This is a genomic window from Romboutsia sp. CE17, from assembly GCF_012317385.1.
Classification (GTDB): domain Bacteria; phylum Bacillota; class Clostridia; order Peptostreptococcales; family Peptostreptococcaceae; genus Romboutsia_E.
This window is the reverse complement of the sequence record NZ_CP051144.1, coordinates 3,079,873-3,091,157: the sequence shown is the minus strand read 5'-3', so window position 1 is coordinate 3,091,157 and position 11,285 is coordinate 3,079,873. Positions and strand designations below refer to the sequence as shown.

Here is an 11,285-nt window from a genome sequence, read left to right as displayed (position 1 = left end):
TAAATATTTTTATCTATAATTATATTTTAATTCATTTATTTTATTTTTCCTACATAAATGTATCTTTCATTTTCTATTTCTTTGAGAGCACCTTCAAAATTTAAATTTGAAAATAAGCTAAATATTTCCTGCGGATAATTATAATGTACGTGTTCTCCTAGAAGTCTATGCTTAAGGTACTTTAATTTCACCTTTAAATTTTTTAAATTACGGTCTTCTAGTATAAGTTCACCTTTATGCTTTAAGACCCTACGTATTTCACTTGAAGCTTTCTTACAATTACATGTGTGATTAAAATGATCTAATACTATCACTTTATCAAAAAAGCTATCATCAAAAGGCATATATTCTAATGCTCCTCTAACAACAGTACAGTTTTCATTGTTTATTAAAGATGGACATACATCTTGGTAGTCTTTATGTTCTAATATTGTTACATTAACCCCAAGCATCCTAAGCCTTTTTCCTAAATTACCTATATCTCCAACAAGTAATATCTTGTCTCCTATATCATACTTAATAGTATCCAATAAATTTTTCAAATCATCTGAATCTTCACTGTCGCCAGCGTTTAATTCATAATTATGATATACTGCGCTCTTCACTGTGCTCCCCCTCTTACATCTAATTATAATTTATCATAAAATAGATTATAATAAATCACGACCAACTATTCAATAGATAAATCAAAGTATTTATATTTGGCTATTATTTTCAGATAGTTTTTTAATTTTAGATATAGAGACTTCGTAAGCTACCTTATTTATTACATCTCCATTTTCAGTCTTTTTTTCATATTCTCTACTTTGTACTCTTCCCCACATTTGAACTCTATCCCCTACCTTTAAAGTCTTTGCAAACTTTGCGTTTCTTCCCCAAACAATAGATGGAATATAGTCAGATTTATTATATGGTCTATTTATTGCAACTAATAGATCTGTTATTTCTCTTCCTAAAGGCGTCTTTCTGTATATAGGATTTTTACATATATATCCGTCTAGGAATATGCTATTTGGATCTTTATTATTCTCTTCAGTGTTTTTTATTTCTCTTGCAAAAACAGTCAACACTAATCTATTTTTATTATCTATGTTCTTATTATAAGATCTAAGCTGTCCAATTACATTAACTAAATTATTAGCCTTAATATCAACTTCTTGTAGCAAACGCTCTGATATAGTTAATGGAAGTATGTCATAAGATTCACTTAGTCTATTTATTTTTATTTTTGTATTAAAAAACTTCTCTCCAAAAATTTCATGGCTAAAATCCATATTTTCACTTAATTCTCCTCTTAAGTATACTACATTTGTGTCATCTTTTATATCTATCATAACCTTTATCCCCCCAAAATTGTTAATTCCATTATTTTATCTAAATCTATATAACAAATATATTTATTACAACTTAAATTTATTACACATTTAAATATAATTTTAATCTTGATAGATTAATCTTCTTTTAGTTTTTGTACTCCAGATGAATTTATATTGTAATTATCTTTATAAATTAAGTCTGAAACTGTTCCTATGCTATATCCTTTACTTTCTATCTGTGTAAGTATTGTATCTAAATATTCTTTCACATTGCTTGAACTTGCATGAAATAATACTATAGAACCCGGTTGAACGTTTTTAGAAACTCTATCTATTATATGTACAGGACCTATATCCTTCCAATCTAAAGAGTCCACATCCCATTTTATAACTGTATAATCTAATGCTTTACAAACTCCCATAACTTCATCATTTACTTCACCAAATGGTGGCCTAAATAAAATTGTCTCCTTCCCTGTTATGTTTGAAATTTTTTCTGAGGTAATCTCTATTTCATTCATAATTTCTTCATCTGAAAGATTATTCATATTAGGATGAGTATTTGAATGGTTGCCAATCTCATGACCTTTTTCATTTAACATTTTGACTATTTCTTTGTTATCATCTATCCAGCTACCAACTAAGAAAAATGTTGCTTTGATATTATGTTTTTCTAGTATTTCTACTATATCATCTATATTTTCTGTTCCCCATGCCACATCAAATGTTATAGCTATTCTCTTATCATCTGTATCAACCCTATATATAGGTATATTTGCATTATCGTTTATAGAGCATATGTACTTTATTCCATAAACTAAGGCGAATACTAATAGTAGTGCAACTATGAAAAAAGTTATGCTTAGAAAAAAGGCTTTAGCCCTTTTATTTTTTAAACTCATTTTACACCCCCTTTAATGTATAGTCCCTATATTTAAAACTTATTTTTTTTTATTTCAAAAAATTACTATAAAGATAAATTTCTTATTTGGGCAATTTAAAATTAATAATAAAAATAAAAGGTGGTGTAGTAATGTCTGACATTAAAAATTCACTTAAAAATATTCAATCAAAATCAAAATTAAATCAAACAGTTAATACTTTAGCACAGAATGAATTACATTATAACCGTGAACCTCACGGTATATATGAAGGAATTAGAAAAGATAAAAAGATAAAAATGAATCGTAAAACTTTTAACTAGTTTAATATTACAAAATTACCTATTTTTTTCAGAATATAAACTTTAAATTCGGTAAAAATACTATTAACAACACAAACAAAAGTGTTGTAAATGACAACTAAGGAGGAAATTTACTATGTCAAACTCTAATAACAGAACAGTCGTACCAGAAGCTAAAGCTGCTTTAAATCAAATGAAGCTAGAAATAGCTAATGAAATAGGTTTATCTAACTATGAAAATATAGATAAAGGTAACCTAACAGCTAGACAAAACGGTTACGTAGGTGGATACATGACTAAAAGATTAGTAGAAATGGCAGAACAACAAATGGCTGGTAAATAGCCAATAGTGAGTAAATTTTTAGACTTGGGCAAAGTAAGGCTACCAATTAACCGGTAGCCTTTTTCTGTGATTTATTCTTTATCTTTATTTAAAATCGAATATTAAATAAATTCTACTTTTATTTTTATATATTTTGGTTTAATATAATATATAGAAATAGTTTTACGGAGGATGATAATATGTTTGAAAACTCATCTGAAGAGTTAGCTTATCATAAGCTATTAATTTTATACATATTAGATAAAATTAATATGGATTTAACTAATTCTCAAATAACACAAGTTGTTTTAGAAACTGAAATGATGAATTATTTTTCATTGCAACAACTTTTATCTCAACTTATGGAATCTAAGTTTTTAATTACATACAAAGACTCTGATAGAGAATACTATTCTCTTACACAAAAAGGGGTTGAAACTTTAGAATATTTTTTATCTAGAATACCAGAGAATTCTACTAAAAAAGTTGATGAGTATATACTTTCTAATAGAGAAAATTTATTAGCTGATACTCAAGTTAAATCTAGCTTTGTCAAACAAAGTGATAATGAGTTTATAGTTAATTTAAGGGTAATTGAAAATCAGTGTAATTTAATAGATTTAAATTTAAATGTTTCTTCTGAGAAACAAGCTCAACTTATCTGTAATAATTGGAAGAATAATGCATCAGATATGTATGCAGAAGTTATAGATTTACTAATACGTAACAATCATTAAGCCTACATACACACTATAGTGGTAGGCTCTTTTCCAACTTTAATTTCTTTTATTAATTGGTTTGTTATACAATTATATACCTTTATAGAATTATTTTGAGTATCAGAAACAAATAAAAAATTCCCATCACTAGAAATTTCTAAACCTTGCGGTATTCCATTTACTTTTATATTAGCAATATACTTACCTGTATTACTATCTAATATTTTTATATTTTTATATCCTAGATCAGCAATATAGACTACTTTATTTTGATAATTAAATCTAATTTCTAATGGCAATAAAAAATACTCTAAAACTTCCTTAATTTTCATATTCTTCATATCTACTATTACCACCTTACCATCTAATGTAGATATATATATTTCTTCATTTTCTTTATTTATTTTTAAATGCCACCCTTTAAAATCTATTTTCATCTGTTTTTCTATTTTCTTTTTATCTACGTCGATACATACAATTGAATTTATACACGATACATATAATTTATTTAGACTTTTATCAAAATCTAATCCATGAGGTGTATAATCTAATCCTATAATTCCTATTGGCGTTAAGGTTTCTCTATCTAAAATATATATACTATCAGAGTCTTCATTTGCTATAAACAATTCTCCATTACATAAAACTATTTGACTAAGATTACCTCCAGCTGAAACAGTGTCTAGAATTTTATCTGTTTTCATATCATAAATATAAATCATTCCATCACTCGAGCTAGGTAGATAAATCAGATTTTTTTCTTTGTCTACACAAAAATGATGTGGACATATACTGTCATCTAGATTTATTACTTTTTCTACTTTAAGAGTATAATAATCTATTATACTTATACTCTTTGATAGATAGTTAGATATATATACCTTCAAAGAATCCCCTCCCTTCCATAGTCTGCATATTATATAATAATATATTATGATTTTTCTAAGATTATTCATTGCTTTCTTTTACTTAAATTGGTATCATTATTTTTAAATGAATAAAATAAGGAGACATTATTATGAGATTTTCGTTTAAACCAAATGGTGTATGTTGTAGAGAAATGGTTTTTGAATTAGATGACAACAATAAAATAATTGACGTTGACTTCATCGGTGGTTGTCCTGGTAATTTAATCGGAATCAAACAATTAGTTATCGGTGGAGATGCTACTGATATTGCTAATAGACTTGAAAACATAACTTGTGGTGGTAAGTCTACATCTTGTCCAGACCAATTATCTAAAGCTTTAAGAGAAGCTCTTAAATAAAGTTTTATGCTTTATAAAATAAAAAAGTGCTATTCAATAACTTAATAGCACTTTTTCCATATAAATATTTAGATCACTCTATTATTTTTAAAATATACTAACTTACTGTTATCTATAGATACTTTCACACAGTCTCCAACATTATAGTCATGATTGCAACTACTACATTTTAATGTTTGATTTCCTAATTCAATTTCATAATAGGTATTTTCCCCTGCATACTTTCTTTTTATTATTCTTCCTTGTAAACCTTTATCTCCTATATATATACTTTCTTTAGGAATCATTACTTCTATAAAATCCTCATTTTGTGAATATATTTCACTATCTTCTAAATTAATTTCTATTATATTACTTATAAATCTATTATTTTTTATTTTTCCTAATATATAATTTCGTTCACCAAAAATATTAGCTACAGATTTACTGTTTGGTTTTTCGTAAAGGTTTTTAGGAGTATCGTACTGAACTATCTCACCATCAACCATAACTGCTATTCTATCACTCATTATCAAGGCTTCTTCTTTATCATGAGTCACTAATACAGTTGTTATCTTTAGTTTTTTTTGCAGTTCTAAAACAAATTCTCTCATTTCATTTCTTAAGTTTATATCTAAATTAGAAAATGGTTCATCTAATAATAAAACCTTCGGATTTATAGCCAATGTCCTTGCTATAGCCACCCTTTGTTGTTGACCTCCCGATAGTTCAAAAGGATACTTACTTTCATATTTATCTAATTTCACTAATTCTATTAGCTCTTTTACTTTTTTATATCTTAAATCTTTTTTGATTTTTTTCATCTTTAAACCGAACTCTATATTTTCAAAAACGTTCATATGCGGAAACAATAAATAATCTTGAAATACTATAGCTGCATCTCTTTTTCCAGTGGGCAAGTGTTTAACACTCTCTCCATCAAATAAAATATCACCATTCTCAGGTGTTAATATACCTGCTATAACTTTAAGTGTTGTACTTTTCCCACATCCAGACTCTCCTAATAAGGATATTATTTCACCTTCTTTTATTTCTAAATTGATATTTTTCAATACTTCTATATTGCTAAAACTCTTAGTTAAACCTTCTAATTTTACATGTGACATATTAATCTCCTCACATTTTTAAATATATCTTTATTTATATTAAATATGAAGTTTCTTCATTATTTTTATAGTATTTTTTTATTTTACCTTCTATTAATATTAATACTATTATACTTACTACTAAAAAAACTATACTGTATAATGCTGATATGTTTCTATCTCCACTTTGTATATAAGGAAACATTATCATTGGATAAGTAATAATTCTTCCTCCGCCTATTAGCATAGTTAAAAAATATTGACTAAAAGATATTATAAAACACATACTGCTAGCTCCAATTATACCAGGAAGTATAAGTGGCAAAGTTATATATCTAAATATATTAAATTTACTAGCACCTAATATCTCCGCTTGTAGCTCAAGCCTATCTCCTACTAATTTGTATACATCACCTATAATCCTTACCGCATATGGTATGCATGGAATTATATTAATAATTATTACTCCAAGCAAATTATTTGCTAATTTTAGTTTAATAAAAGTTATATGTATTCCCATTGCTATAGAAATCATTGGTATTATTATTGGAGATAAAACTAATAGCTCAAATAATTTTTTACCTTTAAATTCATATAATGCTACTGCTTTTGCTGCCGGAACACTTATTAAAATTGTTATAATTACTATAATCATAGATATAAAAATACTATTAATTAAGATTTTTAAGTTAGATATATTAAATATATATTCAAATCCTCTAGTTGAGTAATTTTTAGGAAGTAGATCAGGATATGGCCAACTATTTATAAAACACCACAGTATTAGTATTAATATAGGAATTATAATAGATATTAACATTATACCTAAAATTAATTTTTTTACATTCTTTTTCATAAATTCACCTATAATTTATATTTATACATTTTACTAAATACCTTATTATATATTATTAGTAAAATAAAACTTACAATAGATAATATCGTATTTATAACCATAGCTAAAGACCTCTTACTTAAATCTGAACTTATATAGTTTACATATGAATACACTGCCAATGCCTTTGGTGTACTTGGACCAATTAAAAATGGAACCTCATAAGATCCAAAAGCAAAAGAAAATAATACTATAAAAGATGAAATAATTGATGGAATTGCCAATGGCAAAATCACATATATAAAACTTTGAATTTTAGTAGCACCTAAGTTCAAAGCCGCAGCTTCTAACTTTTCATTTACACTTTTAAGTATATTGTAAGTTGTAAGTGCTACATAAGGCACTCCCTTCCATATATATACTAATATTATACCTATACCTTTATCATCTAAAATTAAATTCATAAATTGGGAAGAATCTCTTACTATACCTAAATTATAAAGTACTCTTGATATAATTCCAGTCTGAGAAAATATAAATATCATCAGTATAACTACTATTATATGCGGTACTATTACTGGCAAATGTATTATTGAATTTCTTAACTTTGAATGTTTTTCTTGGCAAAGTAGATATGATAATACTACACCTATAAAAATAGAAATTAATGCTGATATTAAAGATGTTTTTATACTAAATAGAAGAGACTTTAAGAAAGTTGCCTCACCTAAAATCTCTCTATAATAATCTAAAGTCATATTATCCATACCTATTTGAGGAAAGTATCCTAAACTTTGCACTATACAATTAGCTAGACCAACAAACATAATTGAACCTAATAATATAGTTACAGGTAATATTAGAAAATATGGCTTTAACTTTTTATTCACTTTCTAACACCTCTTCAGTCCATATCTCTTCTATAATAGGAACCATTCCTGCACTTAGTTCTGGTACTGAATTTTTTATTACTATACTATCTTCACTAAATTTTGATTTATCTTCATCTGGGACTTTATTCATATCTAAAATAGTAGTATCACCCCAGTTTTCACTATAAGTTTTTGACCCCTGAGCATCTATACTCATTAAGAAATCTATTAAAACCATAGCCCCTGCTTGATTTTGAGAATTAAATGGTATAGTTAAGAAATGAGTATTACTTAAATTTCCATTTTTAAATTCTATTATTTTTGTAGCTTTACTTAGTTCTCCACTATCCATTCTTCCTTGTAATGAGTTTGGAGAATATGTCATAGTAAAATATACTTCATTATCTGAATACATGTTATCTAATTGAGATGTTGTAGATGGATAAGTTTTTCCTTCATTCCATAAGTAAGGTTTTATCTCATTTAAATAATCCATTGCAGGTTGTATAGCTTTTCTCACTTCTTCTTTATCCTCTGGTAAATTTGCTATATTTTCATAACCTACTATATCGTAAATTACATTTCTTACAAATGCACTTCCAGTAAAATCTGGTAAAGCTGGATATGTAAATTTTCCTGGATTAGACATTATCACCTCTTTTAGCGACTTCGTATCATTTATTGCTTGTGATACTTTATCTGAATTAACTGCTAATGCAAATTGAGCTTTTCCCCAAGGAGCTTCTAATCCATCAACACTTGTTCCAAAATCAACTGTTATATCTTCAGATGTAACATCTACATAGTCATTAAAGTTTGGAAGTTTTTCTACAAATGATCCTAATAATAAATTACTTTCTTTTGCAGTCTTAAAGTTTTCTCCATTTATCCAAACTACATCTATAGAACCTTTATTATTATCAGCTTGTTTATCTGATAGTAGTTGATTTAAAATTTCATCTATATTCATACCAACTCTTTTTACTGTTATATCATATTTTTCTTTCATTTGATCCACTACATATGTATCAAACCATTTGTTCATTACTTCGTTACCACCATATCCATAAAAGTTTACAGTAGTACCTTTTGCCTTTTCTAATATTTCATCATAATTACTTTCTAATACACTTATATCATTAGATGTATCTGTTTTTTTAGAACATGCTACTAATCCAACAGATATTGATAATATTACACATAATATACTTAATAATTTTTTTCTCATAATCTCACTCCTAATCTAATATTCTTTTAGCTTCAAAGAATCTTTGCCCAGCTGTAAATAAAACTAATATAGAAAATATATTGCTTATTATTCCTAAATAATTCGGCAATAAAATCATTAATGAAAACAATATAAATCCTTCACTTCTTTCTGCAACTCCTGCTTGATAATAAAATGACTTCATACCTTTTTTCTCTGTGCATGCTCCAACTGTCAAAAATATGGTCATAGACATTAATATAGATATTGCTAATATTAATAAATTAAATCTAACATCTACAAAGTTTATTCCGAATACAATTATCATTCCTACTTCAACTATTCTATCAGAAACTATGTCTAGTAATGTTCCAAAAGATGATGTTAGATTACTATTTCTTGCCATAGCTCCATCTACTGCATCTAAATATCCAGAAAACCATAATACTGCAACAGCAATTAATTTCATATCAAAATATAAAAATATAGAAGTAGATATCCCTACTAAAAGAGCTATTATAGTAACATGATTTGGCTTCAATCCCAAATTTAAAAAGAATTTTGCTCCTAAGTCAATAATCGGATTAATATATTTTCTCGCATGTGTATCTAGCATCATTGCCTCCTAATTTTACTTTATGTCATTTTTAAGTTCCTTTGATATGAACTTATTTTTAAAAAATATTGATATTATAAATAAAAGAATTAATAAAGCTACTGATATATAAAAACTATTACTTCCAATATTAACAGTTTGTGCTCCTAAGTTAGTAAATACTAATATACCTGGTATAGTTCCAAATAATGTAGCTAATAAGAAATCCTTATACTTAACTGCTGTAAGTCCCGCACCATAACTTATAACATCATATGGTAATAGTGGAATTAGCCTTAATATAAAAATTATTATAAATCCTCTATTATTAATCATTTCTTCTACTTTATCTAATTTTTCTTTAGTAAGCTTCTTTACAACTTCTCTTCCCCAATATCTAGATATATAAAAAGATATAGTTCCTCCAATTAATGCACCTATAGTTGTATATATATATCCTTTGAATAAACCAAATATAAGTCCTCCAGCTATTGCTAAGACTGAATCTGGAAATAATGTAAGCGGAACTAATGAAAACATTATAATATATACTAATGGCCCAATTTTTCCAAATCCTTGTACATAGTTCTTAATTTCTTCTGAACCTAAATTTAAACTATATATTTTATAAATAACTACTAATATAATAGCTAAAAATAAAATACCTAAAGCTATTTTTAATATTTTTTGCTTATTCTTTTTCACAATAAATATCTCCATTAAAATTTATTATTTTTTCCTTTTTGAACTGTCTTATATCTCATTTTCCATTTATAAATTACAGAAGTTCTATTCTGAGCAAATTTTTTCTTGTTTATTACATCTTCATTAAAAATAAAATCTAATATATGTATAGAATTTTTCCCTACAGACATCATAGACTCACAACAAGATTCACAATAAGATACTACAGTATCACTTTTAGCTTCATTTGCTCTTTTATTAGTTTGATTTATTGAAATCTCAGGATTAGTTACCCTAACCATAGCTCCTGCACCACAGCATTCACTTTTGTCCCTATTTTTATCAAACTCAACTATTTTAACACCTAAATCTTTTAAAATATCTCTTACATCATCATGTATTTTACTTTCATATCTTATAGGGCATGGATCGTGAAGAGAAAATTCTTGCTCTATGTCATCATAGTGTTTTTTTAGCTCATCAGGGATTTTAAACTCATTAATTACTGACCATAATGAAGTTACCTTAATATCTTTACTGCTATTTCTTATAGTATCAAAACAATTTGGACAGGCTACGATAACTTCTTCTATTTTATTTTCTTTGAATATATTATCTAATTTAGAATAATACTTTTTAAATTTCTTCTCATCTCCCATAGCAAGTGTAGGTTTACCACAGCACTCTACTGCTAATGAAATATCATCTATATGACTCTTTAAATAATCATAAGTTTTTATAACTATATCAGGACTATAACTTGAAAGGCTACATCCAGGTAAAAATATTTTCTTAGTTTTATTATTTATATAACTCCTTGAAAATATTGGTGAAAAGCTATTTATCTGATGAAATTTTATTGTATTATATCCTAAATTCTTTATATTTTTATAGTTACTACTCATTATGTCCCTTCGTATGTCATAAAACATCTCTTTTAGATCAATATCTTTAGGACATTTTACTTTACAAATACTACATAACATACAAGAGTATGGTATATTTTTATCTATATTTTTATTCTCGACTATATCAATCATTAATTCTTTTGGAGAAGAGCTGTACTCTTTCATCATAGGACATACATCAAAACATAACTTACAGTTTATACATTCTTTATGTTTTTCTCTCACTAATTCTATAGTTTTTTTATCTAGATTTATCTTATTCATAAGTAATCACCTACACTTTATAAATGGG

General features: G+C 26.4%; 15 protein-coding genes. 4 read left to right on the top strand and 11 right to left on the bottom strand.

Features of this window, described 5'->3' with window-relative positions; all coding sequences use genetic code 11:
- Positions 1-35: 35 nt before the first annotated feature.
- The 3 genes from HF520_RS15010 to HF520_RS15000 form a co-directional block, all read right to left on the bottom strand.
- On the bottom strand, positions 36-605 hold the full coding sequence (locus HF520_RS15010; RefSeq protein WP_168574678.1) for a class I SAM-dependent methyltransferase: 570 nt from the start codon (positions 603-605) through the stop codon (positions 36-38).
- Between the two features lie 90 nt (positions 606-695).
- On the bottom strand, positions 696-1,334 hold the full coding sequence (locus HF520_RS15005) for a single-stranded DNA-binding protein (protein WP_168574677.1): 639 nt from the start codon (positions 1,332-1,334) through the stop codon (positions 696-698).
- A gap of 116 nt (positions 1,335-1,450) precedes the next feature.
- Positions 1,451-2,218 (bottom strand): polysaccharide deacetylase family protein, encoded by a 768-nt coding sequence (locus tag HF520_RS15000; RefSeq protein ID WP_168574676.1) that lies wholly within the window; start codon positions 2,216-2,218, stop codon positions 1,451-1,453.
- A gap of 131 nt (positions 2,219-2,349) precedes the next feature.
- Between HF520_RS15000 and HF520_RS14995 the strand changes: the two genes are divergently transcribed.
- The 3 genes from HF520_RS14995 (at position 2,350) to HF520_RS14985 (ending at position 3,558) form a co-directional block, all read left to right on the top strand.
- Entirely contained in the window at positions 2,350-2,520 is a 171-nt protein-coding gene (locus tag HF520_RS14995; RefSeq protein ID WP_168574675.1) for a hypothetical protein, read from the top strand.
- Positions 2,521-2,635: 115 nt separating this feature from the next.
- Positions 2,636-2,842, top strand: a complete 207-nt coding sequence (locus HF520_RS14990) for an alpha/beta-type small acid-soluble spore protein (RefSeq protein WP_168574674.1) — start codon at positions 2,636-2,638, stop codon at positions 2,840-2,842.
- Positions 2,843-3,021: 179 nt separating this feature from the next.
- A complete protein-coding gene (locus HF520_RS14985; protein WP_168574673.1) occupies positions 3,022-3,558 on the top strand; it encodes a DUF4364 family protein in 537 nt (178 codons plus the stop codon).
- A gap of 2 nt (positions 3,559-3,560) precedes the next feature.
- On the opposite strand, the gene HF520_RS14980 is transcribed toward HF520_RS14985, so the two are convergent.
- Positions 3,561-4,427: a YncE family protein gene (locus HF520_RS14980; RefSeq protein WP_168574672.1), complete on the bottom strand. Its 867-nt coding sequence runs from the start codon at positions 4,425-4,427 to the stop codon at positions 3,561-3,563.
- A 131-nt stretch (positions 4,428-4,558) separates the two neighbouring features.
- On the opposite strand from HF520_RS14980, the gene HF520_RS14975 reads away from it, so the two are divergent.
- Positions 4,559-4,807, top strand: a complete 249-nt coding sequence (locus tag HF520_RS14975; protein WP_168574671.1) for a TIGR03905 family TSCPD domain-containing protein — start codon at positions 4,559-4,561, stop codon at positions 4,805-4,807.
- A 68-nt stretch (positions 4,808-4,875) separates the two neighbouring features.
- On the opposite strand, the gene HF520_RS14970 is transcribed toward HF520_RS14975, so the two are convergent.
- From HF520_RS14970 to HF520_RS14940, 7 genes are read right to left on the bottom strand one after another with little or no spacing between them, the layout of a single operon-like run.
- On the bottom strand, positions 4,876-5,913 hold the full coding sequence (locus HF520_RS14970) for an ABC transporter ATP-binding protein (protein ID WP_168574670.1): 1,038 nt from the start codon (positions 5,911-5,913) through the stop codon (positions 4,876-4,878).
- A 34-nt stretch (positions 5,914-5,947) separates the two neighbouring features.
- The gene (locus HF520_RS14965) at positions 5,948-6,748 is read right to left on the bottom strand and encodes an ABC transporter permease (protein WP_168574669.1); all 801 of its coding nucleotides are present in this window, start codon (positions 6,746-6,748) and stop codon (positions 5,948-5,950) included.
- 8 nt (positions 6,749-6,756) lie between these two features.
- Positions 6,757-7,617, bottom strand: a complete 861-nt coding sequence (locus HF520_RS14960) for an ABC transporter permease (RefSeq protein WP_168574668.1) — start codon at positions 7,615-7,617, stop codon at positions 6,757-6,759.
- A complete protein-coding gene (locus tag HF520_RS14955) occupies positions 7,610-8,827 on the bottom strand; it encodes an ABC transporter substrate-binding protein (protein ID WP_168574667.1) in 1,218 nt (405 codons plus the stop codon). The genes HF520_RS14960 and HF520_RS14955 overlap by 8 nt, the downstream gene beginning before the upstream one ends.
- 10 nt (positions 8,828-8,837) lie before the next feature.
- Entirely contained in the window at positions 8,838-9,422 is a 585-nt protein-coding gene (locus tag HF520_RS14950; RefSeq protein ID WP_168574666.1) for a CDP-alcohol phosphatidyltransferase family protein, read from the bottom strand.
- Between the two features lie 15 nt (positions 9,423-9,437).
- Positions 9,438-10,106: a TVP38/TMEM64 family protein gene (locus HF520_RS14945; RefSeq protein WP_243155161.1), complete on the bottom strand. Its 669-nt coding sequence runs from the start codon at positions 10,104-10,106 to the stop codon at positions 9,438-9,440.
- Between the two features lie 14 nt (positions 10,107-10,120).
- Complete coding sequence (locus HF520_RS14940) at positions 10,121-11,257, bottom strand: (Fe-S)-binding protein (RefSeq protein WP_168574664.1); 1,137 nt, start codon at positions 11,255-11,257, stop codon at positions 10,121-10,123.
- Positions 11,258-11,285: the final 28 nt, after the last annotated feature.

Excerpts from the sequence above, each read along its gene's own strand:
- HF520_RS15005 (WP_168574677.1), bottom strand. The coding sequence starts at position 1,334 with ATGATAGATATAAAAGATGACACAAATGTAGTATACTTAAGAGGAGAA.
- HF520_RS14990 (WP_168574674.1), top strand. The coding sequence starts at position 2,636 with ATGTCAAACTCTAATAACAGAACAGTCGTACCAGAAGCTAAAGCTGCT.
- HF520_RS14985 (WP_168574673.1), top strand. The coding sequence starts at position 3,022 with ATGTTTGAAAACTCATCTGAAGAGTTAGCTTATCATAAGCTATTAATT.
- HF520_RS14965 (WP_168574669.1), bottom strand. The coding sequence starts at position 6,748 with ATGAAAAAGAATGTAAAAAAATTAATTTTAGGTATAATGTTAATATCT.
- HF520_RS14995 (WP_168574675.1), top strand. The coding sequence starts at position 2,350 with ATGTCTGACATTAAAAATTCACTTAAAAATATTCAATCAAAATCAAAA.
- HF520_RS14950 (WP_168574666.1), bottom strand. The coding sequence starts at position 9,422 with ATGCTAGATACACATGCGAGAAAATATATTAATCCGATTATTGACTTA.
- HF520_RS14955 (WP_168574667.1), bottom strand. The coding sequence starts at position 8,827 with ATGAGAAAAAAATTATTAAGTATATTATGTGTAATATTATCAATATCT.
- HF520_RS14970 (WP_168574670.1), bottom strand. The coding sequence starts at position 5,913 with ATGTCACATGTAAAATTAGAAGGTTTAACTAAGAGTTTTAGCAATATA.
- HF520_RS15000 (WP_168574676.1), bottom strand. The coding sequence starts at position 2,218 with ATGAGTTTAAAAAATAAAAGGGCTAAAGCCTTTTTTCTAAGCATAACT.
- HF520_RS14940 (WP_168574664.1), bottom strand. The coding sequence starts at position 11,257 with ATGAATAAGATAAATCTAGATAAAAAAACTATAGAATTAGTGAGAGAA.
- HF520_RS14975 (WP_168574671.1), top strand. The coding sequence starts at position 4,559 with ATGAGATTTTCGTTTAAACCAAATGGTGTATGTTGTAGAGAAATGGTT.